At 63.5% G+C, this 21,590-nt stretch carries 26 protein-coding genes; 18 read left to right on the top strand and 8 right to left on the bottom strand.

All coding sequences use genetic code 11. The annotated features are described in order from the left end of the window. Positions 1–337: 337 nt before the first annotated feature. Positions 338–1,690, bottom strand: a complete 1,353-nt coding sequence (locus RMO18_RS09290; RefSeq protein WP_309665444.1) for an MFS transporter — start codon at positions 1,688–1,690, stop codon at positions 338–340. 66 nt (positions 1,691–1,756) lie between these two features. Between RMO18_RS09290 and RMO18_RS09285 the strand changes: the two genes are divergently transcribed. Next, positions 1,757–2,185 carry a helix-turn-helix domain-containing protein gene (locus RMO18_RS09285; RefSeq protein ID WP_309665442.1) on the top strand — a complete coding sequence of 143 codons (429 nt, stop codon included), beginning with the start codon at positions 1,757–1,759 and terminating at the stop codon, positions 2,183–2,185. Between the two features lie 93 nt (positions 2,186–2,278). Next, positions 2,279–3,088, top strand: a complete 810-nt coding sequence (locus RMO18_RS09280; RefSeq protein ID WP_309665441.1) for a division plane positioning ATPase MipZ — start codon at positions 2,279–2,281, stop codon at positions 3,086–3,088. A gap of 300 nt (positions 3,089–3,388) precedes the next feature. On the opposite strand, the gene RMO18_RS09275 is transcribed toward RMO18_RS09280, so the two are convergent. Then, positions 3,389–3,736 (bottom strand): metalloregulator ArsR/SmtB family transcription factor, encoded by a 348-nt coding sequence (locus tag RMO18_RS09275; protein WP_309665439.1) that lies wholly within the window; start codon positions 3,734–3,736, stop codon positions 3,389–3,391. 191 nt (positions 3,737–3,927) lie between these two features. On the opposite strand from RMO18_RS09275, the gene RMO18_RS09270 reads away from it, so the two are divergent. The 5 genes from RMO18_RS09270 (at position 3,928) to RMO18_RS09250 (ending at position 6,451) form a co-directional block, all read left to right on the top strand. Then, the gene (locus RMO18_RS09270; RefSeq protein WP_309665437.1) at positions 3,928–4,254 is read left to right on the top strand and encodes an AtpZ/AtpI family protein; all 327 of its coding nucleotides are present in this window, start codon (positions 3,928–3,930) and stop codon (positions 4,252–4,254) included. 3 nt (positions 4,255–4,257) lie between these two features. Beyond that, positions 4,258–5,019: a F0F1 ATP synthase subunit A gene (locus tag RMO18_RS09265; RefSeq protein ID WP_309665435.1), complete on the top strand. Its 762-nt coding sequence runs from the start codon at positions 4,258–4,260 to the stop codon at positions 5,017–5,019. 43 nt (positions 5,020–5,062) lie between these two features. Further along, positions 5,063–5,299: a F0F1 ATP synthase subunit C gene (locus RMO18_RS09260; protein WP_309665433.1), complete on the top strand. Its 237-nt coding sequence runs from the start codon at positions 5,063–5,065 to the stop codon at positions 5,297–5,299. Positions 5,300–5,367: 68 nt separating this feature from the next. After that, positions 5,368–5,892 carry a F0F1 ATP synthase subunit B' gene (locus RMO18_RS09255; protein ID WP_309665432.1) on the top strand — a complete coding sequence of 175 codons (525 nt, stop codon included), beginning with the start codon at positions 5,368–5,370 and terminating at the stop codon, positions 5,890–5,892. A 4-nt stretch (positions 5,893–5,896) separates the two neighbouring features. Continuing rightward, positions 5,897–6,451 (top strand): F0F1 ATP synthase subunit B, encoded by a 555-nt coding sequence (locus tag RMO18_RS09250; RefSeq protein ID WP_309665431.1) that lies wholly within the window; start codon positions 5,897–5,899, stop codon positions 6,449–6,451. 57 nt (positions 6,452–6,508) lie between these two features. Here the strand turns inward: RMO18_RS09250 and RMO18_RS09245 are convergent, their stop codons facing one another. From RMO18_RS09245 to RMO18_RS09235, 3 genes are all read right to left on the bottom strand, one after another. Then, positions 6,509–7,276 (bottom strand): FCD domain-containing protein, encoded by a 768-nt coding sequence (locus tag RMO18_RS09245; RefSeq protein WP_309665430.1) that lies wholly within the window; start codon positions 7,274–7,276, stop codon positions 6,509–6,511. A gap of 118 nt (positions 7,277–7,394) precedes the next feature. Next, complete coding sequence (locus tag RMO18_RS09240; RefSeq protein ID WP_309665429.1) at positions 7,395–8,045, bottom strand: OmpA family protein; 651 nt, start codon at positions 8,043–8,045, stop codon at positions 7,395–7,397. Positions 8,046–8,172: 127 nt separating this feature from the next. After that, a complete protein-coding gene (locus RMO18_RS09235; RefSeq protein ID WP_309665428.1) occupies positions 8,173–9,012 on the bottom strand; it encodes a bifunctional helix-turn-helix domain-containing protein/methylated-DNA--[protein]-cysteine S-methyltransferase in 840 nt (279 codons plus the stop codon). A gap of 98 nt (positions 9,013–9,110) precedes the next feature. On the opposite strand from RMO18_RS09235, the gene RMO18_RS09230 reads away from it, so the two are divergent. The 5 genes from RMO18_RS09230 to RMO18_RS09210 all read left to right on the top strand — a co-directional run bounded on the left by RMO18_RS09230 (position 9,111) and on the right by RMO18_RS09210 (position 12,655). After that, complete coding sequence (locus RMO18_RS09230; protein WP_309665426.1) at positions 9,111–9,551, top strand: DUF4087 domain-containing protein; 441 nt, start codon at positions 9,111–9,113, stop codon at positions 9,549–9,551. Positions 9,552–9,591: 40 nt separating this feature from the next. Further along, a complete protein-coding gene (gene nth, locus RMO18_RS09225; RefSeq protein ID WP_309665425.1) occupies positions 9,592–10,236 on the top strand; it encodes an endonuclease III in 645 nt (214 codons plus the stop codon). Continuing rightward, positions 10,233–11,216 carry an adenosine kinase gene (locus RMO18_RS09220; protein ID WP_309665423.1) on the top strand — a complete coding sequence of 328 codons (984 nt, stop codon included), beginning with the start codon at positions 10,233–10,235 and terminating at the stop codon, positions 11,214–11,216. The genes nth and RMO18_RS09220 overlap by 4 nt, the downstream gene beginning before the upstream one ends. A gap of 104 nt (positions 11,217–11,320) precedes the next feature. After that, positions 11,321–11,746, top strand: coding sequence for an Rrf2 family transcriptional regulator (locus RMO18_RS09215; RefSeq protein WP_309665420.1), 426 nt, complete (start codon positions 11,321–11,323; stop codon positions 11,744–11,746). A 135-nt stretch (positions 11,747–11,881) separates the two neighbouring features. Further along, positions 11,882–12,655 (top strand): sulfite exporter TauE/SafE family protein, encoded by a 774-nt coding sequence (locus tag RMO18_RS09210; RefSeq protein ID WP_309665418.1) that lies wholly within the window; start codon positions 11,882–11,884, stop codon positions 12,653–12,655. Positions 12,656–12,892: 237 nt separating this feature from the next. Here the strand turns inward: RMO18_RS09210 and RMO18_RS09205 are convergent, their stop codons facing one another. Beyond that, complete coding sequence (locus tag RMO18_RS09205; RefSeq protein WP_309665416.1) at positions 12,893–13,873, bottom strand: aldose epimerase family protein; 981 nt, start codon at positions 13,871–13,873, stop codon at positions 12,893–12,895. A gap of 58 nt (positions 13,874–13,931) precedes the next feature. Then, positions 13,932–14,858 (bottom strand): metal ABC transporter solute-binding protein, Zn/Mn family, encoded by a 927-nt coding sequence (locus RMO18_RS09200; protein ID WP_309665415.1) that lies wholly within the window; start codon positions 14,856–14,858, stop codon positions 13,932–13,934. Positions 14,859–14,926: 68 nt separating this feature from the next. On the opposite strand from RMO18_RS09200, the gene RMO18_RS09195 reads away from it, so the two are divergent. The 4 genes from RMO18_RS09195 (at position 14,927) to RMO18_RS09180 (ending at position 18,105) form a co-directional block, all read left to right on the top strand. Then, the gene (locus RMO18_RS09195; protein ID WP_309665414.1) at positions 14,927–15,445 is read left to right on the top strand and encodes a transcriptional repressor; all 519 of its coding nucleotides are present in this window, start codon (positions 14,927–14,929) and stop codon (positions 15,443–15,445) included. Next, a complete protein-coding gene (locus tag RMO18_RS09190) occupies positions 15,442–16,188 on the top strand; it encodes a metal ABC transporter ATP-binding protein (protein WP_309665413.1) in 747 nt (248 codons plus the stop codon). The genes RMO18_RS09195 and RMO18_RS09190 overlap by 4 nt, the downstream gene beginning before the upstream one ends. Then, the gene (locus RMO18_RS09185) at positions 16,181–16,969 is read left to right on the top strand and encodes a metal ABC transporter permease (protein ID WP_309665412.1); all 789 of its coding nucleotides are present in this window, start codon (positions 16,181–16,183) and stop codon (positions 16,967–16,969) included. The genes RMO18_RS09190 and RMO18_RS09185 overlap by 8 nt, the downstream gene beginning before the upstream one ends. 98 nt (positions 16,970–17,067) lie before the next feature. Continuing rightward, positions 17,068–18,105 (top strand): hypothetical protein, encoded by a 1,038-nt coding sequence (locus RMO18_RS09180; RefSeq protein ID WP_309665410.1) that lies wholly within the window; start codon positions 17,068–17,070, stop codon positions 18,103–18,105. A 110-nt stretch (positions 18,106–18,215) separates the two neighbouring features. Here the strand turns inward: RMO18_RS09180 and RMO18_RS09175 are convergent, their stop codons facing one another. Further along, positions 18,216–18,686 (bottom strand): GNAT family N-acetyltransferase, encoded by a 471-nt coding sequence (locus tag RMO18_RS09175; RefSeq protein ID WP_309665409.1) that lies wholly within the window; start codon positions 18,684–18,686, stop codon positions 18,216–18,218. A 193-nt stretch (positions 18,687–18,879) separates the two neighbouring features. Between RMO18_RS09175 and RMO18_RS09170 the strand changes: the two genes are divergently transcribed. After that, positions 18,880–21,375, top strand: coding sequence for an FAD-dependent oxidoreductase (locus tag RMO18_RS09170; protein WP_309665407.1), 2,496 nt, complete (start codon positions 18,880–18,882; stop codon positions 21,373–21,375). A gap of 2 nt (positions 21,376–21,377) precedes the next feature. Continuing rightward, the coding region (locus RMO18_RS09165; protein ID WP_309665406.1) for a hypothetical protein at positions 21,378–21,590 on the top strand (213 nt) is incomplete at its 3' end.

The raw sequence follows: 21,590 nt of genomic DNA, 5'->3' as shown, positions 1-21,590 counted from the left end.
CCCCGCGCCCGAACCGTCTGGAAACGCTCCTGTGGAGCGTTTGCTCGTGTTCGTTGCTTAAATGGCGGAACGCCTTTTAAGCAAGGGGTTCTCAGCAGTCTTGACGGCTCAGTAAATCAGGGCGCGCCTGGCTGGGCTGGCGCTCTATCGCGCCTGGCCCCGATTTGAAGATTGGCGGCAGGCAGGCGCGGCCGGATTTGATTGAAATCAAATCCGGCAAGAAGCAGAAGGTGCAAGGCGCGTTTCCATCAAGCTTCATCGCGCTCTAAGACCCGCCTTGTCGGACGGGTTGAAATGCCCCGGCTCACGCCCGGGGCATTTTCGTATCAGGCTTTCATCATGCCGGATGATCGCGCTCCTGTGCATGCACCCCGGCAAAAAGCCGCGCCAGAATCAGTAGTCCTGCGGCCAGACCAAAGGTCACCTGCATCCCGACCGCAGCACCGCCAACCGCCGCCGAGGCAAAGACAGCCCCCATCAAGGCCGCCCCGGTGATCAGCCCCAGATTGCGGGACAAACCCAACAACCCCGACACTGCGCCACGCCGTGCTTCCCCGGCCCGGCACATGCTCTGCGTGGTGTTGGCCGCAAGGAACATCTGATAGGCGGGGGTCAGCACGGCAATCGACACCAGATACCCCGCAAGTCCCAGCCATCCGGGCAGACCTGCCAGGCCCACAGCGCCGATGATCATGGCCAGCAGTGCCAGCCGGATGACCGCAGGCGCGCCAAGCCGGTCGACGATGCGCCCCGCAGGCACCCCGGACAAGGCAGACAGTACCGGCCCGGCTGACATCACCAGCCCCACCTGCAGCGCGTTCAGCCCAAGGCCTTGGATCAGATAGAACGGGCCGACAACCAGTGTCGTCATCATCACCGCGCCGACGATCGCGTTCATCGCAAGGCTTGCGCGCAACACCGGATCGGCCAGTTCTTCGCGCGGCAACAGCGGCGCTGCGGCATGCCGGTCCAACTGGCGAAACACCAGTCCCAGCCCGATGGCCGCCGCCAAGGCAGGCAGTGCCAGAACGCCCCCCGCTGTCATGGCCAGCGCATAGGCCGAAACGGCCAGCGCAAACACCACCGTTGCACCATAGGCGGGCGGCACCCTTGCCGCCGGGCTGCGTGCCTGCTTCGGCAAACCCGTCAGCAGCGCCAGCGCCGCGCCCCCCGCCGTGGCCAAGGCGACAAACATCGCCCGCCACCCCGCCCCGGCGAGGATCAACCCGCCAAGCGATGGCCCAAGCGCCGTGCCGATTGCCGACATCGTCCCCATCACCCCCATCGCCTGCCCAAGCCGCGCCGGTGCAACCGCGCCGCGCAGCAGTGCCAGCGGCAGCACCATCATCAGCGCAGCCCCCGCTCCCTGCATAATCCGCGCAGCCACAAGGATCTGCAGCGTCGGCGCTGCGGCGGCAAGTCCGGCCGCCACCGCAAACAGCGCCACCCCCGCCAGCAGCATCCGCCGGTGGCCAAAGCGGTCGCCCAGCCGCCCCGCCTCGACCGCCGCCACCGTCAGTGCCAGCAGATAGCCGATCACCACCCACTGCACCCGGTGAACCGACGCGCCAAGGTCCGCCGCGATGTCGGGCAGCGCCACATTCGCAGCACTGGTTCCAAGCGCCGCCAGCAGCATCGCCAGCCCCGGCCCCACCATTGCCCAAGCAGATCCATCCTTGCGTTCCAGCACCGTTTTGTCCTTTCGCGAATCACTGATGTCGGGCACTCTGCCACTTCAAGTCAACTTGAGGTCAACATGCGATTTCTGGATATCGGCACGCTGGCCGCCCGCAGCGGCACCTCGGCCGCGACCCTGCGCTACTACGAGGAGATCGGCCTGATCACCTCCACCGGACGCCACGGACTGCGCCGGCAGTTCGGATCAGAGGCCCTGGTGCGGCTATCGTTGATCGGCCTTGGCAAGGCTGCGGGTTTCTCGCTGACCCAGATTTCGGGGATGATCGGGCGCGATGGAATCCCCGACCTGCCGCGCGACAGTCTGCGGGCGCAGGCCGATGCGCTGGATGCCAGGGTCAGGGATCTGACCGCGTTGGCCAGAACCCTGCGCCATGCTGCCGACTGTTCGGCACCATCGCATCTGGAATGCCCGACCTTTCGCCGACTGCTGCGCGTGGTGCTGCGACGCGGCCATCGGACAAGACATGCCGCCCCGACGCCCCGCTGACCGTGCCCCCGGCAATTGCCCCGAATTCTGTCGGTTACCCCTTTCGCTCTCGGCCAGTTCTTGCCAGAACGGGGAACCAGAGGGTGGGGGTAGATGGCGCATATCATTGTTGTGGGCAACGAAAAGGGCGGTTCGGGCAAATCCACCACCTGCATGCATGTTGCCACCGCCCTGTCGCGGATGGGGCACCGTGTCGGGGCGCTGGATCTCGACCTGCGGCAGAAAAGCTTTGCCCGCTACATCGAGAACCGCCGCGCCTTCATGGCCCGCGCTGGTCTGGCTTTGCCCACGCCTGACTACCAGGATCTGCCCGAGGTGGATGCCTCCACCCTTGGGGTCAATGAGAACCCGTTGGACCAACGCCTGACCACGGCCGTGGCGGCAATGGACGCGGTCAAGGATTTCATCGTGATCGATTGCCCCGGCAGCCACACCCGGCTTAGCCAGGTGGCGCATTCGCTGGCCGATACGCTGATCACGCCGTTGAATGACAGCTTTGTTGATTTTGACCTGCTGGCGCGCGTCGATGCCGAAACCGGCAAGGTCAAAGGCCCTTCGATCTATGCTGAAATGGTTTGGGGTGCGCGGCAGTTGCGTGCCCAGGCCGGATTGCCGCCGATTGACTGGATCGTGGTGCGAAACCGCCTTGGGGCGCAGCAGATGCACAACAAGAAAAAGGTCGGTGCGGCGCTGGAAGATTTGTCTCGCCGCATCGGGTTTCGCGTGGTGCCCGGCTTTTCCGAACGCGTGATCTTCCGCGAGCTGTTTCCGCGTGGCCTCACCTTGCTTGACCTGCGCGAAACCGGGGTGGATCAGTTGAACCTGTCGAACATCGCGGCCCGACAGGAACTGCGTGATCTGATGGCCGGCCTCAGGCTTTCGACGGTGAAGGTCGATTTTTGAAGATGGCCCCACGGCCGTTTGCGGCCTCGCGGGCGCGGTGAATCTTGTTCATCCGCATTTCAAAGTTGTTCTGATCGGTCCCCGAAGCTGTTCTTGACCGGAACAGGCCGATCTTCTGCAGCATTGCCAAAGTCTTGTTCATGATAGGCCCTTTCTGGTCTGTCATATTCAGCTTTAGCGGAAAGCGGGGCAGGACTGTGGCACGCTCAGGTTGAAAACGGGACGATGTGGGCGTTTCGCGCGACAGACTGTTTCCTGACACGTACCTTTGCCAAAGCAGACATCTTGCAGGTCCGCGCTTCAGGTGCCGTCGCCATCCTCTGGCTCCGGCGCAAGCTCGCCCTCGAGGAAACGTTCGAAATCATCCAGATCAACCGGTTCGAACTGGCCGAACCCCTGCATCCAGACCGAAGCCGTACGCAGCGCATCAGGCTCCAGCTTGCACCAGATCACCCGGCCGCGCCGTTCCCGGCTGATCAACCCGGCGTCTGCCAGCACTGCAAGATGCTTGGAAATCGCGGCCAAACTCATCTGAAACGGTTCTGCCACGTCGGTGACCGCCATGTCGTCTTCCAGCAGCATGGTCAGGATTGCCCGCCGTGTCGGGTCGGAAAGGGCCGCAAAGGCAATGTCGAGCGAGGCGCGCATCCGCAGACTATTCGCGTCGCCGCGCCGATCGTCAACCACCGGGTTGAATATGGGGAAACCGCGATGGGCGACGATTTGCTGCAAGACCTAATGAAAATCATATACGAAACAATAACTTACTTGCATCTTTCGCGGCTTGACTCGGGGCCGCCCGCTCCTTAGGTTCCGCCCAACTGTGAAGGGACTTGCCGATGGCGTCCGATCCTGATCCTGACCGCCTGCGCGCGCTTGAAGCACGCCTTGCCAAGGTGAAAGGTCAGGCCGCGCCCGCAAAGACCAACACGGTCAAAGGTTTCTCGCAGGGCGAGGTGGCCTGGAGGATGGTGATCGAACTGGTGACCGGCATGTTGCTGGGAACCGGCATCGGTTACGGGCTGGATGTGCTGTTTGGCACCTTGCCGATCTTCCTGATCATCTTTTCCCTGCTTGGCTTTGCGGCGGGCATCAAGACCATGCTCGGTTCCGCACGGCAAATGGCACAGACGGCGGCTGACAAGGCCGCAAATAAAGGGGACTGAAGCATGGCGACGACAGGCGAGGAACATACGGGCGGTCTGCAGATCCATCCGATGGACCAGTTTGTCATCAAGCCGCTGTTCGGCGAGGGCCCGATCGAGTGGTACACCCCCACCAACGCAACCCTGTGGATGGCCATCGCCATCCTTGCCATGGTCGCGCTGCTGGTGCTGGCCACCCGTCGCCGGGCAATCGTGCCGTCGCGCGGTCAGTCGGTGGCCGAGATGTTCTACGGCTTCATCCACAACATGGTTGAAGAGGTCGCAGGCCACGACGCCCTGAAATTCTTCCCCTACATCATGACCTTGTTCATGTTTGTCTTCCTGTCGAACATGCTCGGCCTGATCCCGATGTCATTCTCCACCACCTCGCACATCGCTGTTACCGCAACCCTGGCGCTGATGGTGTTCTTCACCGTCACCATCGTCGGCTTTGTCCGTAAAGGCCCGGCATTCCTTGCGATGTTCTGGGTGTCGTCTGCCCCGCTGGCGCTGCGTCCGATCCTTGCGCTGATCGAGATCATTTCGTATTTCGTGCGCCCGCTCAGCCACTCCATTCGTCTTGGTGGCAACCTGATGGCCGGTCATGCGGTGATCAAGGTGTTCGCGGGTTTTGCCGGGGCGATGGGTGTGTTCTCGGTTGTACCGGTCGCGGCAATCGCCGCCATGTACGGTCTGGAAGTGCTGGTTGCAGCGGTTCAGGCCTATGTCTTCACCATTCTGACCTGCGTGTATCTGCGCGACGCAGTGGGCGATGCCCATCACTAAGGTCTGAACTACCTTCAAGCCAATTCCAAAAAGGAGCTACCAAATGGAAGGCGATATCGCAGAAATGGGCAAGTTCATCGGCGCCGGTCTGGCAACGATGGGTCTGGGCGGCGCTGGCATCGGCGTTGGTCTGATTGCCGGCAACTTCCTGTCGGGTGCCCTGCGCAACCCGTCGGCAGCCCCCGGCCAGATGGCCAACTTCTTCGTCGGCGTGGCCTTCGCCGAAGCACTGGGCATCTTCTCGTTCCTGATCGCCCTGCTGCTGATGTTCGCCGTCTGATCCTTCGGACCTGATTTCTGGGCCGGACCCTTGTCCGGCCCTGGTTCCAAAGGCTTTAGGAGGACGACATGGCAACGGAAAGCGCAGGCGAGGCGGGAAAGGCTGTGGGCATGCCCCAGCTGGATTTCTCGACCTGGCCGAACCAGATCTTCTGGCTTCTGGTCACGCTGGTCGTGATCTACTTTGTGCTGTCGCGCATCGCTTTGCCCCGCATCGGCGCGGTTCTGGCGGAACGCAAGGGCACGATCACCAATGATATCGCCGCCGCCGAAGAGATGAAGCAAAAGGCCGTCGAGGCTGAAAAATCCTATAACGCGGCGCTGGCGCAGGCCCGCACCGAGGCTGCCAAGATCGTTGCCGCAGCCAAGGCTGACATCCAGAAAGATCTGGACGCAGCCATCGTCAGGGCCGACACCGAGATTGCGGCCAAGGCGGCGGAGTCCGAAAAGACCATCGCCGAAATCCGCGAGGGCGCTATTGCTGCGGTGACCGAAGTTGCCCGCGACACTGCGAAAGAACTGGTCGCTGCTCTGGGCGGCACGGTGGACGCAAAGACCGTGACGGCGGCAGTTGCCGCGCGGCTAAAGGGATAACGCCATGAAACGTCTGTCCATTGCACTCGCGTTGCTGGCCTCGCCCGCCTTGGCGGCCACCGGTCCGTTTCTGTCGCTGCAAAACACCAACTTCGTGGTGCTCCTCGGCTTCATCGCCTTTGTGTCACTGCTGGTCTACCTCAAGGTTCCGGCCAAGATCACCGGGATGCTTGATGCCCGCGCCATCCAGATCAAGGCTGACCTGGATGAAGCCCGTGCCCTGCGCGAAGAAGCCAAGACCATTCTGGCCACCTATGAACGGCGCCAGAAGGAAGTGAAGGAACAGGCCGATCGCATCGTGTCCACCGCGCGCGAAGAAGCGATGGCCGCGGCCGCGCAGGCCAAGGCCGATCTCAAGGCATCGATTGCCCGGCGTCTGGCCGCCGCGACCGATCAGATCGCCTCGGCCGAGGCAGCTGCTGTCCGGCAAGTGCGCGAACAGGCCGTCAACGTGGCCATTGCCGCGGCTGGCGACGTGCTGGCCAAACAGATGACGGCCGATGCCGCCAAAGCCTCGATCGACGCGGCGATCACTCAGGTCGAAGCCAAGCTTCACTGATCTTTCGCATCTGAAAGCAAAACCCGGGTTCCCCGCAGGGACGCCCGGGTTTTTCATTTACCGCGACTGCTCGTGCTCAAAGCGCTGGCGGGCGATGGCTTCGTGCTTTTCCGCCTTGATCTGGTCATTGAAAGACCGCTCGACATATTCCAGATGCGTCATCACCGCCGCACGCGCCGCCAGCGGATCGCGCGCCTGCACCGCATCATTAATCGCGCGGTGCTGATCCAGCAGCTGATCCCGCGTCATCCGGTTCTTGAACATGACTTGCCGGTTGTAGAACACTCCGCGCCGCAACAGGTCGAACATCGACCGCAGCATATGCAGCATGATCACGTTGTGACTGGCCTCGATGATCGCCATGTGAAACTCGGCGTCCAGCTGCGCCTCATCCGATGGATCGCGCTTTTGATGCGCCGTCTCCATCTTGGCGAAAATCGTGGCGATCACCTTCAGATCGGTCTCTGACGCCAGCCGCGCCGCCCGTTCTGCCGCCAGCCCCTCCATATCGCGCCGGAAGGCGATGTAATCGAATACCGCTTCGTCATGCGTGGAAAACAGCTGGATCAGCGCCTCTGAAAACGCCGACCCCAGCACATCCGCCACATAAACCCCGGCACCGGGTTTGCTGACCAAGAGCCCGCGTTCCGACAGATCGGCAATCGCATCGCGCAGGGATGGGCGCGATACCCCCATCTTGTCGGCCATATCGCGTTCCGACGGCAGCCGTTCGCCCGGCCGCAGGATGCCGCGCAGGATCAGCTGTTCGATCTGCCGGACAACGGAATGCGAAAGCTTCTCCGCCTGAACCTTCAGAAACGGCATGGACGTTGAAATGGCATGAAGACCCCCGATGATTGGTTTGAAATTATGACCAGTTCGCCGGAATCTCAATGGCAAAAGGGCCGGGATGACCCGGCCCTTGAAATTCAGTCCGAAAGCCTCAGGCCGTCGGGCGAATGATGATCTCGACCCGGCGGTTCTGGGCGCGGCCTTGAGGCGTCAGGTTCGACGCAATCGGCGCATCCTCGCCCCGGCCAAACGCCACGATCCGGCCGCTTGGTACGCCGCTGTTGCGCAGCACATCGGCCACCGAAACGGCGCGGCGTTGCGACAGATCCTGATTGTAGGCCGCCGACCCGGTGTTGTCGGTGTGGCCGATCACTTCGATCTTGCTGTTGGGGTACTTCAGCAGGCTGGACGCCACGGCATTGATGTCGCGCGTCAGATCTGACCGCAGCGTCGCGCTGTCGGTGGCAAACAGCAGGTCCTGCGGCATGTTGACGATCAGATACTCGCCGGTATTGGTGACCGAGATGCTGGAGTTCAGCGAGCCGCGCAGTTCCGCCGCTTGCGCGTCCAGCGACGATCCGATGGCACCGCCAAGCGCCGCGCCGACAATGCCGCCAACAGCCGCTTTGGCCAGACGGTCGTCGCCGCCGGACGTGCCGCCAAGAACCGCCCCGGTCAGGCCGCCAAGAATGGCACCCTGACGGGCGCGGGCGTTCGGATCGTCGGGATAGGCATTGGGATCAACGCAGGCCGTAAGTGCCAGAAGTCCGGCGCTTGCCAGGATCAGGGGAGTCTTCATCATGTTTGCTCTCGCCTCGAGTGATGGGATCGGCCCGTGCACCGGGCTCGTGGGCATCTTATACCAAGGATGGCATAAGACTTACAGCCCCCCACCGCTTCGGCGGGCTTTCGCGCATCACATGCCCCCGTCACATCCCCGTGCGTGCTGCCTCCCAGGCAAGGATTGCGCGCTTGGTCCCCAACCCCCAGTGATAGCCGCCAAGACCGCCATCCCGGCGCAATGCGCGGTGGCACGGGATCAGAAAACTGATCGGGTTGCGCCCGACTGCAGTCCCCACCGCCCGCATCGCCGCAGGGTGGCCGATGGCCCCGGCAATGTCGGAATAGGTCGTCACATGGCCGGTCGGAATGCGCAAAAGCGCCTCCCAGACCTTGATCTGAAATGGCGCGCCGATCAGGTAAAGCGGCGTGTCCTTGCCCGGTTCCGCACCAAAGGCCTGCAACGCCCAAGGCCGCAGCATCATCGGGTCCTCGACAAACGCGGCCTTCGGCCAGCGCCGCAGCAAATCCTCCATCGCCGCTTCTTCGCCCATCTCGGCGGCAAATCCCATGCCGCAGATGCCCTTGTCGGTGCCCATCACGATGGCCGGGCCGAACGGGCTGTCAAACCAGCCCCAGTAGATCGTCAGCCCCTCGCCGCCGCGCGCGTAATCTCCGGGGCTCATCGCCTCCCAGGTCAGGAACAGATCGTGCAGCCGCCCGGTGCCCGAAAGCCCCACCTCCAGCGCCGCAGCCAGCGTGGTGTGGCGTTCGGCCAGCAACCGGCGGGCATGGTCGATTGTCAGGTACTGCTGATACTTCTTCGGGCTGACCCCGACCCAGGCCGAGAACGTCCGCTGGAAATGCGCCGGGCTCATGCCCATCCGCCCCGCCAGCCCTTCCAGCGACAGCGCAGGCCCCGCTTCGTCGATGATCTTCAGCGCGCGGGCGATGACGGAATAATGGTAGGCGGGGGATTGGTCGGTCATGGGCTGTCTCCTTCGCCGCCAACATAGGCGCAGCCACCCGCCGCTGCGACCCGGATATTGCGCATCCGGTTTTCCAAACTTGCGCGACGCTTGCCCGCATGTTTGAAACGGCCAACACCGCAAGAAAGCCAGCTATGCACCCGAAAGCCCTCAGCATTGTCGCCGTTCTTATTGCGACCCCTGCCGCCGCCGCGACAGAAACCCGCTGCGGCTGGTTCGACCATCCCAGCCCGAACATCGTTGATCTGATTGACGCGGACGGCCTTTGGTCGATTGCGTGGCCGGGATCTGGCACCGTGTTCTACCCGCCGGGTTACTTCGAGGCCTATACCAGCGCCTTTGACGACCGTGTCCGCATCAATTCCAGGGGTGAGATCATCACTGAGGGCCCCGGCTACGGTTACAGCTGCGCGTGCGTGCATGGCGAGTTCGACCGCAACGAGGGTGAAGCCCTTTCAATCTCCCGCCTCACAGAGCTTCCGATCTCGCAATGCGAGAGCGACCCGAACCTCCCCGACATGAACCCTTGGGTCCATTAGCCCCGGTTGCACGATTGTCCCTCGGCTGGCACAAGGGCGCATGGCCAAGCAACTTCCCTACGCCACGATGCGCGCGATCTTCACCCGCTTCCAAGACCTGGAGCCGGAGCCGAAGGGCGAACTTCACCACCTGAACGATTTCACCCTGCTGGTCGCCGTCGCCCTGTCGGCGCAAGCCACCGATGTCGGCGTCAACAAGGCCACCCGCGCCTTGTTCGCCATCGCCGACACGCCCGCAAAGATGCTCGCCCTGGGCGAAGAGACCCTGATCCAGCACATCAAGACCATCGGGCTTTTCCGCAACAAGGCCCGCAACGTCATCAAACTCAGCCGCATCCTGATTGACGATTACGCCGGCCAGGTCCCCACGTCCCGCGCCGCGCTCCAATCGCTTCCCGGCGTCGGGCGCAAGACGGCCAATGTCGTGCTCAACATGTGGCACGGCTACCCCGCACAGGCCGTCGATACCCATATCTTCCGCGTCGGCAACCGCACCGGCATCTGCCCGGGCAAAGACGAACTGGCGGTCGAACGCGCCATAGAAGACCACGTTCCGGTGGAATTCCAGCGCCACGCCCACCACTGGCTTATCCTGCACGGCCGGTATATCTGCATCGCGCGCAAACCCAAATGCAGCATCTGCCCGATCCGCGACTGGTGCCAATACGAGGACAAGACCGCATGAAAACCTATCAGGTCGTCGGCATCGGCAATGCCATCGTCGACGTCTTTTCCACCGCCGATGACTCGTTCCTGGATCTGATGGGCATCCAGAAGGGCATCATGCAACTGGTGGAACGTGAACGCGGCGAGCTGCTCTACGGCGCAATGACCAACCGCCAGCAGGCGCCCGGCGGCTCGGTCGCCAACACGCTGGCGGGCCTTGGCAATCTTGGCCTCTCCACCGCCTTCATCGGCCGCGTGCATGACGATGCGCTGGGCCGCTTTTACGCCCGCACCATGGCCGACGAGGGCACCGATTTCGTCAATCCGCCGGTGCCGGGGGGCGATCTTCCCACCTCCCGCTCGATGATCTTCGTCGCTCCGGATGGCGAGCGCTCGATGAACACCTATCTCGGCATCTCCTCCGAACTTGGCCCTGATGATGTGTCCGACGCGGTCGCGGGCAGCGCCGAGATCCTGTTTCTCGAAGGCTACCTCTACGACAAACCCAAGGGCAAACAGGCGTTCGAGCGCGCGGTTGACCTTTGCCACGCCGAGGGCGGCAAGGCTGGCATAGCACTCAGCGATCCGTTCTGCGTTGACCGCCACCGCGACAGCTTTCGCCGTCTGGTCAAATCGCTCGACTATGTGATCGGCAACGAACACGAATGGTGCTCGCTTTATCAGACCGACCTGTCCGCCGCACTGGAACTGGCGGCGAATGACTCGGGCCTCGTCGTCTGCACCCGCTCCGGCCATGACGTGATCGTGGTGCGCGGTGATGAGCAGGCCGTCGTCCCCGTCCGCCGCGTGGTGCCTGTCGATGCCACCGGGGCGGGCGATCAGTTTGCCGCCGGGTTCCTCTACGGCCTCGCCACCGGCCAGTCGCTGGCCACCTCCGGCCGCATGGGCTGCGTGGCGGCGGCCGAAGTGATCAGCCATTTCGGCGCAAGGCCAGAGACGGACCTGAAGGCATTGTTCCGCAAGGAAGGGTTGGTCTGAGGCAAACGCGCGGTGGGCCTATCGTCCGCTTTCCGCACGCGCGAAGGCGCGCTCAATCCCGCGCGGGCTTGGCAACTGCAGGAGCCCGGTGTTAGCTCTTTGCGATGTTGACCCAACGCGCCCGCAATGCCCTGCATGCGATGCTGTTCCTTGCCCGCAAGGATGCGTCGGCCACAGTGGCCGAGATTGCGGCAGCCGAGCGCATTCCGCACAAGTTCCTCGAACAGATCCTTGCCGCCCTCAAGACGCGTGGTCTGGTGATCGGCAAGCGCGGCCCGAACGGTGGCTATGTGCTTAGCCGCGCGGCGGATGCGATCAGCTTTGCCGACATATTGCGTTGCATCGAGGGGCCATTGGCGCTGGCCCCCTGCGCCAGCCTTTCCGCCTACAGCGCCTGCCCCGACTGCCGCTCCGTCGAAGCCTGCGAGATTCGCCCGATCCTGCTCGCGGTGCGTGACACCACATCGCTTTTGCTCGAAGGCATTTCGTTGGCCGAGGCGATTGGCGGCAAACAAGTGTCCTTCCTTTAGGCAAGAATCCACGACAACTGACCGGAATCCCGCCGAATCCCGCTACAGGATTTCTAAGTTGGGCGCAGGGAAGGCTTCAGTCTTGATTACCTACTAAGATGGTAGACAATAGGGGTAATCAACATGGAGACTGCGATGGAAGACCTGTTTTATCTGTTCCTCTTGGTTGGATTTCTGGCCCAGCTTGTCGACGGGGCGCTGGGGATGGCTTACGGCGTCGTCTCATCCTCGGTGCTGCTCGCCTTCGGGGTGCCGCCCGCCGCCGCCTCGGCCAGTGTCCACGCGGCAGAGCTTTTCACCACCGCAGCCTCGGCCGGATCGCATGTCTGGCACCGCAACGTGAACTGGCGGCTCTTCTTCCGGCTGGCCCCGGTCGGAATCGCGGGCGGGGTGCTGGGCACTTACGTCATCACCGCCATCGACGGCGATGTGCTGCGGCCGTGGGTCGCGGGCTACCTTGGACTGATGGGCCTCTACATTCTCTATCGCGGCTTCAAGGCTGTTCCGCCACGGGTGGAGCCCTCAAGCGCCCTCGTTCTGCCACTCGGCGCGGCAGGGGGGTTCATGGATGCGGTCGGCGGTGGGGGTTGGGGTCCCGTGGTGACCACAGGCCTCATCGGCTCGGGCGGCGCGCCGCGTGAAACGATCGGAACCGTGAACACGGTGGAGTTCTTTCTGACCGCCGCCGTATCCGCCGCCTTCGTCATGGCGATCGTGACCGGGCATTGGGAGGAATCGGAGGGTTTGACCAACTATCTCTGGCCAGTCCTAGGGCTGATCATCGGGGGTGTCGCTGCCGCACCCTTGGCGGGCTATGTCACCAAAGTCATCCCGGCCCGGTACCTGACTATCATGGTCGGCGTGCTGATCTCTCTGCTCGCGATCTACCAGACCTCGCGCCTTCTGTAGGCATCAGCATGAGGTCGGGTGAAACCAGAATCGCAGGGTGGGAGCACGCCCTGCGACCCACGACGTAAGGCGCCTTTGCGCGAAATCCGGGGTGGACTCGCAGCCGCCTGCGGGTGGCTGAAGGCCAGGCAGCCTGTCGCCTCAACCACGCTCAAGTCCCTAACAAATCCTTAACGGGCAACAACCAACCCATTGATTTTATTCAACATGAAGCTTTGTCCACGCGTGGACAACCCCTCAAACCCGATCAAACCGCCATTCCGTGACTGGGGCATAAACCTCCCCCGGGGCCAGCTCGATCGATGGAAACCCCGCCCGTCCGGCCGGGTCCGGCCAGCCCTGCGCCTCGATCGCCACCCCCTGATAGGCCGGGTGCCCCGGCGCCCCCGCCCCCCACCCGTCATAAAGCTGCACCCCCGGCTCCGTGGTGGCCAGCCTCAGCCGCACCCCCGATTGCCCGGTCAGGCTCAGCACCTCCGTCAGCCCGCGCCGCCCATCGGCCAGACAGAAGCAGGTGTCCAGCGGCGGCACATTCTTCTCCGCCACCCGCTCCTCGCGGAAATCATACTCAGTCCCCGCCACATCCGCGATCTCGCCCGTAGGGGTGAACACCGGGGTCGAGGGCAGATAGCGGTCCGCAGCGATCTGCAAGCGATGCCCGAACCAACTGTCCGACCCGTCAATGTTCCAATAGCTGTGATTGGCAAAGTTGATCAGCGTCAGCGCATCGGTGGTCACCTCAACCGCCATCCGCAAGGTCGCGGGTGCCTGCACCGAATAGGTTACCCGAACCTGCCGGTTGCCCGGAAAGCCGCCCTCGCCATCTTTCAGATCAAGGGTCATCACGGCGTGACTTGCTGACGTTTCGGCCAGCGTCCAAACCTTGCGATGGGTGCCCGCTGGCCCCGAATGCAGGATAGTGTCCTCGCCCGCGTCGGCCTTGAACCGGTGCAGCACCCCACCGATCGGCGCCTTTGCCCCGGTCAGGCGGTTCACCACCGGGCCAATCAGGGTGCCGTGGTGGCGAAACGCCCCTTCGTACAGCGCCACGTCGTCGGACCCGATGGTGAGGCTATGCGGCACGCCACGAAGCCTGACGCCCTGCAGCGCAGCCCCGAGCGTCAACAGCGATACAGTCAGATCGCCCGCCGCAATGACCACCCGCTGGACGGCCATGCCTGCCGCCGTCATCCCGAAGCCCGTCACCATAGCTTGCATCGCTCATCTCCCGCTTTGTCACAGGGATGGCGGGGGCCACGGCGCGGGTCAAGCCGGATCAGCCTGCAGTGCAGTCGGCAATGGTTTCGGCCATGCCCTTCAGCAGCGCCGCATAAGCGCCCGCGCCAGGTTCTAGCGCTGATCCCACCGGATCAAGCGCACCGCCGATCTTTGCCCCGGTCCCTTCGGCCATCTGGGTCACCAGCGCGGGATCATGCTGCACTTCGGGAAAGATGCACAGCACTTCACCCGCTTCCAGTGTCGCGCGCAACGCGGTCAGCCGCTGCGCACCGGGGGAAGCGGCGTCGCCAAGGGCAATGCTGCCGGCGATTGTCAGCCCGTAGTGGCCCGCGAAATAGCCGAACGCATCATGGAAGGTGACCAGCGGCCTGCCCTTCGCTGGCGCCAATATCGCCGCCACTTCGCCGTCCAAGGCATCGATGCCAAGGCCAGCGGCATCCGCGTTGGCTGCATAGGTGGCCGCGTTGTCCGGGTCGAGGCGCGACAGTTCCGCAGCGATCAAGCCCAGCCAGACTTTGGCGTTGCCGGGGTCAAGCCAGGCATGCGGGTCTTCGCCGGAATGATCGTGCTCATCTCCCTCGGCGTGGGCTTCCTCGGTGGCGGCATCGTGGTCATGCTCGCCCGCGTCGGCATAATCCTGTCTAACCGTGCCCGGCGCGTCCAACAGCGCAAGTGCAGCTGCCCCTTCAGGCCGGTTCCGTAGCGCAGTATCCAGCCAGGGCGTCAACTCCGGCCCGATCCAGACCACCAGCCCAGCCCCGGCAACATCGCCCGCCTGACTGGGACGCAGCTGGAAGTCATGTTCATCCGCGCCTTTGCCAAGCAGCAGGACAGGCGTGCCCAGATCGCCCATCACCTGTGCCACAAGCGAGTGCACGGGGGGGATGTCGGTCACCACGGTCGGCACTTCGGCCAAGGCGGGCAGGGCGGTACTGGCCAACAGCATCGTAATGATATAACGCATCAAATAGTCCTTCCGTTTAGAGTTAGCCGTCCTATGTATGTGATACTATAACATGTCAAGGTCCAAGAATGCCCCACACGCATGATCCTGCCGACTGCCCCGGTTGCGCGGCCCCTGATCTGGCCTTCGCCCGCCACGACCACGCCCATTGTGCCAGCGATGCGCTTGCCCGGGCCGAGGTGATCTGCGCCGAAGTCGGGGCACGGCTGACGCCCGTCCGGCGCCGGGTGCTGGAGATTTTGCTGGAGCAGCATCAGGCGCTTGGGGCCTATGACGTGTTGAACCGGCTGGCGAGCGAAGGCTATGGCAACCAGCCACCGGTGGCGTATCGCGCGCTGGAATTCCTTGTGGAACAAGGCTTTGCGCACCGCATCCAGCGGCTGAACGCGTTCACCGCCTGCATGCACCCCGGCGAGGCCCACGCCCCCGCCTTCCTGATCTGCCGGGTGTGTTCGGCGGTGTCCGAGGCCGCCGCAACCCCTGTCCGCGCCGCGCTGGACACAGCCGCCGCCGGGGTTGGCTTTGTCATCGAACGCTCCACCATCGAAGCGCTGGGCCTGTGCCCACAGTGCCGGGAGGCCGCATGAAACTGATCGCGGCTGAGCATGTCTGCGTGCGCTATGGCGCATCAGAAGTGTTGCATGATGTCACCCTGTCGATTGCTGCGGGCGAGATCGTGACGATCCTCGGGCCGAACGGTTCCGGCAAGTCCACGCTGTTGCGCGCGCTGCTGGGCATCGTTCCGGTGGCCGAAGGGCGGGTGTTTCGACAAGCAGGGTTGCGGCTTGGCTATGTGCCGCAGCGGCTGCAACTTGACCGCTCGATGCCTTTGACCGTACGGCGCTTTCTGTCGCTGCCGGTGCGGGTGACCGACCTGCAGGCTGCCGCTGCTTTGGCGCGCGTTGGCATGACGGGGCAGGATGACAGCCAGATGACCGCGCTGTCAGGCGGGCAGTTACAGCGGGTGTTACTGGCGCGCGCCTTGCTGGCCGATCCACAGATCCTGATGCTGGACGAACCGACACAGGGGCTGGATCAGCAGGGCGAAGCAGGCTTTTACCGCCTGATCGAAGAGGTGCGCCGCGATACCGGTGCTGCGGTGCTGATGGTCAGCCATGATCTGCATGTGGTGATGGCCGCCAGTGACCGGGTGATCTGCCTGAACGGCCATATCTGCTGCGAAGGCACGCCGCGCGTGGTGTCCACCGCGCCGGAATACCGCGCGCTGTTCGGCCTTGGCACGCAAGGCGCGCTGGCGCTGTACCAGCACGAACACGATCACGACCATTCCAGCCCCGCGCATCATCACCACGAGCATGATCATGCTTGACGATTTCCTGGTTCGCGCCGGGTTGGCGGGGGTCGGCCTGTCGCTGGCCACCGGGCCTTTGGGGGCCTTTGTGGTCTGGCGCAGGATGGCATATTTCGGGGATGCCACGGCGCATGCGGCGATCCTTGGCGTCGCTTTGGCGCTGGCCACCGACCTGCCCATCGGCCTTGGCACGCTGGTTGTGGCACTGGCGATGGCGGTGACGGTGGCCACGCTGGCGGCGCGGGGCTGGGCGATGGATACCACGCTGGGCGTTCTGGCGCATTCGGCGCTGGCCTTCGGTCTGGTGGCGGTCAGCTTCTTTCCCACCGTCAGGACCAACCTGTCGTCCTATCTGTTCGGCGATATCCTTGCGGTCAGCCGCGCCGACCTTGCGCTGGTGTGGATTGGCGCGCTGGCCGTGGCGGGGCTGTTGGCATGGCGCTGGCAGGGGTTGCTGACCTCCACGCTGAACGAAGATCTGGCCCATGCCGCCGGCATCCGGCCCGAGCGCGAGCGGATGGTGCTAGTGCTGGCCCTTGCCGTCGTGGTGGCGGTATCGCTCAAGGTGGTGGGGGCGCTGCTGATCGCTGCGATGCTGATCATTCCGGCCGCCGCCGCGCGCGGACTGGCGCGCAATCCCGAAGCGATGGCCGCAATGGCGGTGCTGATCGGGGCCGCGTCGGCCTTGGGCGGGCTGATGCTGTCCTTGTGGCAGGATACCCCGGCAGGCCCGTCGATCATCGTGGTGGCAGCGCTGCTGTTCGCCGCAACCGCCAGTCTTGGCCGGATGCGCGGCTGACGCAATTCCACCTCGGGCGGCAAATTGCCCCTGCGCTGCCCGATCCTTGCCCAATTTGCCCTGTAGGAACGAATTGTTGACGAATAGGGGTACAGCACGTGTTTCGCTTGATCGCGTTTCTCTTGGCCACGACGATTTCTGTCGGCGGGTTTCTGTTCGTGGATTATTCCATGGCAAAGCGCTGGGCCTCATCCGAAGATGCCGAGGGTCTGACCTTCGTTGAATATCTCAGCGGCTTCACCGGTCGGCTGACCGGCTCCACCGCCGCCGCGAAAGCGGACGCTGCCCTGCCAACCGCATTGGCCGACATGATGCCGACCCCGCCCGAGGGCTGGACCGTGCGCCCTGCCACGGCTGAAGACACCGATGTGTTCATGCCAAAACAGTCCGACAAAAGCACAAAAGACGCGCGCCGCTATGTCGAGGCGGTTGCAAAAAAGCGGTCCGGAAAAGGCGTCGAACAGGTGGCCCTGACTTACGAAAAGGGCAACCGTCGGGTGATCTTTCAGGCAGTCCGTTATCCCAACATCATCTTCACCAGTTTCATGGCGATGCAGCAGCGGATGGAACTGCAGATGATGTACGGCGAATTTCGGCCCCGCGATTTCATCACTGTACGCGGCCTCGATGTGTCCGAAGACGTGCTGCCTGCCGACATGCGCGCGCGCTATTTCTATTCAGATGTCGGTGCGCAGATTCAGATCCGGGTGCTGGCGTCCGAACGGATGACCGACGAAGATCTGGTGCCGTTTTTCCAGACCCTGCATGTCAAGGCGATGAATGCCTCGGTGGTGGACAAACAAGAGGGGCTGGGCGAGGTGCCGGTCATCGTCCTTGCCTCAGTGCTGGATGAAGCCACGCGCGCCGCATACGAGGCCGACCGCCTGGCCCGCGCGCAAACCGAAGCCGAGCAGCGCGAGGCCGCCAGAATCGCCGCCGAAGCCGAGGCGGCCGCTGAAGGTTCGTCGCTGGACGCTGACGGCAAGGAACAGGACAAGGACAGCAACGTGCTGCAGGGTGAAGGCCGGCTGGAATTGCAAGGCGATAAGAAGAAGGGCGGCGCCACCAATTGCGAGGAACGCGCCGGAACAAAATTCTGCGGCACCGCTGGCGGCGAAAAAGCCGCAGACGAGTGATCGCCCACGCCAATTGCCGCGCAGCCAGCGGTGTTCAGAAGACGCTTTAGCCCCGCCAGGGCCAGTTCCGCCACGCAATTCGAAATCTCGGGCTCACGACGAAGCCAGGCTTAACTGCCGGTGGATACGGTCCAGCAGATAAGCGCACCATCTTCCGGGTCAGTCCTGCGCCCGACTTCGTGAAACCCGTTGCGCACCAGCACCTTTTGGGAGGGCAGGTTGTCAGCGCCCGTCTCTGCGCCAATGGCGTCAATTCGCCCGTCGGCCCGCGCCCATGTCACCAGGTCGGCCACAGCGCGGGTTGCCGCACCCTGCCGCCCGCGCGTCGGCGCCACGCCATAGCCGATCCGCATCTGTCGATCTGCGGGCGGCGAAACCAGCGAACAGAGGCCGATGATTTCAGACCCTTCCACCATCATCCAGGCAGCCGGCTCGAAGTCCGCGGCGATCGACCGTGCCAAGTCGCGCAGCATTGCTATCACTTCCTTGGGGGCAAGGTCGCTGTCAGGAAGCCGCAGGTCACGCGGCGCTTTGCCAGCCACCAATTCCGCAAAATCCTGATCCGTCATCGCAATCAACATCAAATTTCCTTTGTCAAAAAGCGGCTAACTCCCGCGCGGCGCTTGTTTCTTACTGACCTAGGCATGTCAATCGGCGCATATCCAAAGCGCCATTCCCGACATGTCGTTTTTCGACGCTAATGGTCGGACGAACCTTGCCGCCCGCGCCCAAGTTCGGGCAGACAAGACGCAGGCATTTTTGCGGAGAAGTCAGATGAAAACCCATGTCAAAGCTCTTGTCGTCGGGGGCGGTGCCGTGGGAACCGGTATTGCCTATCACCTTGCCAAGGCGGGCTGGGATACGATGCTTGTGGAACGTGATGAGCTGACCAGCGGCTCGACATGGCACGCGGCGGGCCTGTTGCCGCTGTTCAACATGTCCTACGCCACGACCCATATCCACAAATACTCGGTCGGTTTCTACAAGGCGCTGGAGGCTGAAACCGGCCTCAATGCGGGCTTTGCGGTGGTTGGCAACCTGCGCATGGCGCAGCACGCGGCGCGCATGGATGAATACATGCTGTACTCCTCGGTCGCCGAAACCGCCGGGGTCTACCACGAATTCCTCACGCCCAAGGAAATGAAAGACCGCTGGCCGCTGTTGCGGACCGATGACCTTGTTGGCGCGCTGTATCACCCGCAGGACGGCTACATCAATCCGGCGGATGTGACGCAGGCGATGGCCAAGGGCGCGCGCCAGTTCGGCTGCACGTTTGAGCGCAAGATCCAGGTTGACGCCTACCGCTGGACCGGCTCCGAATGGGTGGTCAACTGCACCCGGATGGTGGAGCAGGGCGGCAACCTCGTGGCCTCGGACGACAAGTTCGAAATCCACGCCGAACATGTGGTCACCGCCACCGGCAACCATGCACAGCGCACCGCGAAACTCCTCGGCATCAAGATTCCCGCGATCCCGGTCGAACACCAGTATATCGTGACCGAACCCGACCCGGCGCTGGTGGAATACCGCAAGACCAACCCCGAACATCCCGTCCTGCGCGATGCCGACGCAAAATGGTATGTCCGCGAAGAACGCGGCGGCTGGATCCTTGGCCCCTACGAAAAGGGTGCGCCCGCCCGGTTCGAATTCGGCGTGCCCGACAGCTTCCGCGCCGACCTGTTCCCGCTGGATCTGGAGCGGATCGAGGGCGAATACATGTCAATGATCCACCGCCTGCCCACCTCCGAAACCGCTGGCCTCAAGGCCGATTTCAACGGCCCGATCTGCTACACCCCTGATGGCAACCCGCTGGTCGGCCCGGCCCCCGGCCTGCGCAACATGTGGCTGGCCGAGGGCTTCAGCTTCGGCATCACGGCGGCAGGCGGCACCGGCTACTACCTCGCCCAGATGATGGTCGATGGCGAGGCCGAGATCGACATGGCCTCCCTCGACCCCAAGCGTTACGGCAGCTGGATCACCACCGAATACGCCGCCCGCAAGAACGAGGAATGCTACGACCACGTCTTCATCCTGCACCACCCCGATGAGGAACGCCCCGTCGCCCGCCCGCTGCGCACCGCCCCGGTCTATGATCGCCAAAAGGCGCTGGGCGCGCAGTTCGGCCAAGTGAACGGCTGGGAGCGGCCGATCTACTACGGCCCGAAGGACGCGCCGGAAGACTTCGACCATGACGGCCGCAGCTTCCGCCGGGGCACCTGGTGGCCCTATGCCGTCGAAGAAGCCAAGGCGATCCGCGAAACCGCCGGCCTGATCGACGCCACCGCCTTCACCAAACACATCGTGCGCGGCCCCGGTGCCACCGCCTTCCTCGACTGGTTCACCTGCAACGCCCTGCCGAAAGTGGGCCGCATCAACCTGACCTATGCACTGACCCCGCAAGGCACGACGCGCACCGAATACACCATCGTGCGCAATGGCGAGAACGACTATTACCTCGTCTCTGCCGGGGCATGGACCGCGTATGACGCTGATTACCTGCGCAAATGTGCCGAGGATATGGCCCCGACGTTCGGCCACATCGACATCCACGACGTCACCACGCAATGGGGCGTCTTTGCCATCGCCGGGCCGAATTCCCGCAAGATCCTTGCCGAACTGATCAAGGATGCTGATCCGGCAACCGCCCTGTCGAACAAGCGTTTCCCCTGGCTTTCCGCCCGCAAGATCGAACTGGGCATGTGCCCGGTCAACGCGATCCGCGTGGCCTATACCGGCGAGCTTGGCTGGGAACTGCACCACCCGATCGAGATGCAGCGCTACCTCTGGGACCAGCTTTTGGCCGCAGGCGCGAAGCACGGCATGAAGCTGGCGGGCGCCCGCGCGCAAAACTGGCTGAGGCAAGAAAAATCCTACCGCGCCTTCGGCAACGAACTTGGCCGCGACGCGACCCCGCTTGAGGCGGCGCTGGACCGGTTCGTCGACCTGTCGAAGGATTTTCAGGGCAAGGCGGCAATGCTGGCCACCGGCATCCGCTCCAAATGCTGCACGCTCTTGATCGACGGCCCCGATGATACCGATCCTTGGGGCAAAGAGGCGCTGCTGCTGGATGGCGTCAAGGTCGGTCGCCTGACCTCAGGCGGCTACTCGGTCGCATTCGGCAAACAGATCGGCATGGGCTACGTCCGGCCAGACCTTGCCGAAGTCGGCACCAAGCTCAAGGTCAAGATGTTGCGCCAGGAATGGGATGCCGTGGTGGTCGAGGACAGCCCGTTCGACCCGACAAACGCCCGCATCCGGCTGGACGGCTAAGGATGACACACGCGGAGTGGCAATTCCGCGCAGTTACACCCGAAAGCTGGGCCGATATGTCGGCGCTGTTCAATGGTCGTGGTGGTCCGAAGAACTGCTGGTGCATGGTCTGGCGCAGCGACCTCGAAGGCGCACCCGCCCCAACAGCCGCGCCTGATCGAAACGCCGCGATGGAACGACTGGTCCTGGCGAACCGTCGGGTCGGGATACTCGGG

The sequence above is a fragment of the Tabrizicola sp. genome, assembly GCF_031377265.1.
In the GTDB taxonomy this organism is placed as follows: Bacteria; Pseudomonadota; Alphaproteobacteria; order Rhodobacterales; family Rhodobacteraceae; genus JAUYQR01.
This window is presented reverse-complemented; position numbering and strand designations above follow the sequence as displayed.

Coding starts and splice junctions, on each gene's coding strand:
- RMO18_RS09175 (WP_309665409.1), bottom strand. CDS start 18,686: ATGTTGATTGCGATGACGGATCAGGATTTTGCGGAATTGGTGGCTGGC.
- RMO18_RS09190 (WP_309665413.1), top strand. CDS start 15,442: ATGAAACTGATCGCGGCTGAGCATGTCTGCGTGCGCTATGGCGCATCA.
- RMO18_RS09205 (WP_309665416.1), bottom strand. CDS start 13,873: ATGCAAGCTATGGTGACGGGCTTCGGGATGACGGCGGCAGGCATGGCC.
- RMO18_RS09230 (WP_309665426.1), top strand. CDS start 9,111: ATGTTTGAAACGGCCAACACCGCAAGAAAGCCAGCTATGCACCCGAAA.
- RMO18_RS09195 (WP_309665414.1), top strand. CDS start 14,927: ATGCCCCACACGCATGATCCTGCCGACTGCCCCGGTTGCGCGGCCCCT.
- RMO18_RS09220 (WP_309665423.1), top strand. CDS start 10,233: ATGAAAACCTATCAGGTCGTCGGCATCGGCAATGCCATCGTCGACGTC.
- RMO18_RS09265 (WP_309665435.1), top strand. CDS start 4,258: ATGGCGACGACAGGCGAGGAACATACGGGCGGTCTGCAGATCCATCCG.
- RMO18_RS09275 (WP_309665439.1), bottom strand. CDS start 3,736: ATGCGCGCCTCGCTCGACATTGCCTTTGCGGCCCTTTCCGACCCGACA.
- RMO18_RS09240 (WP_309665429.1), bottom strand. CDS start 8,045: ATGATGAAGACTCCCCTGATCCTGGCAAGCGCCGGACTTCTGGCACTT.
- RMO18_RS09255 (WP_309665432.1), top strand. CDS start 5,368: ATGGCAACGGAAAGCGCAGGCGAGGCGGGAAAGGCTGTGGGCATGCCC.
- RMO18_RS09250 (WP_309665431.1), top strand. CDS start 5,897: ATGAAACGTCTGTCCATTGCACTCGCGTTGCTGGCCTCGCCCGCCTTG.
- RMO18_RS09245 (WP_309665430.1), bottom strand. CDS start 7,276: ATGCCGTTTCTGAAGGTTCAGGCGGAGAAGCTTTCGCATTCCGTTGTC.
- RMO18_RS09215 (WP_309665420.1), top strand. CDS start 11,321: ATGTTGACCCAACGCGCCCGCAATGCCCTGCATGCGATGCTGTTCCTT.
- RMO18_RS09285 (WP_309665442.1), top strand. CDS start 1,757: ATGCGATTTCTGGATATCGGCACGCTGGCCGCCCGCAGCGGCACCTCG.
- RMO18_RS09235 (WP_309665428.1), bottom strand. CDS start 9,012: ATGACCGACCAATCCCCCGCCTACCATTATTCCGTCATCGCCCGCGCG.
- RMO18_RS09260 (WP_309665433.1), top strand. CDS start 5,063: ATGGAAGGCGATATCGCAGAAATGGGCAAGTTCATCGGCGCCGGTCTG.
- RMO18_RS09280 (WP_309665441.1), top strand. CDS start 2,279: ATGGCGCATATCATTGTTGTGGGCAACGAAAAGGGCGGTTCGGGCAAA.
- RMO18_RS09210 (WP_309665418.1), top strand. CDS start 11,882: ATGGAAGACCTGTTTTATCTGTTCCTCTTGGTTGGATTTCTGGCCCAG.
- RMO18_RS09185 (WP_309665412.1), top strand. CDS start 16,181: ATGCTTGACGATTTCCTGGTTCGCGCCGGGTTGGCGGGGGTCGGCCTG.
- RMO18_RS09270 (WP_309665437.1), top strand. CDS start 3,928: ATGGCGTCCGATCCTGATCCTGACCGCCTGCGCGCGCTTGAAGCACGC.
- RMO18_RS09200 (WP_309665415.1), bottom strand. CDS start 14,858: ATGCGTTATATCATTACGATGCTGTTGGCCAGTACCGCCCTGCCCGCC.
- RMO18_RS09170 (WP_309665407.1), top strand. CDS start 18,880: ATGAAAACCCATGTCAAAGCTCTTGTCGTCGGGGGCGGTGCCGTGGGA.
- nth (WP_309665425.1), top strand. CDS start 9,592: ATGGCCAAGCAACTTCCCTACGCCACGATGCGCGCGATCTTCACCCGC.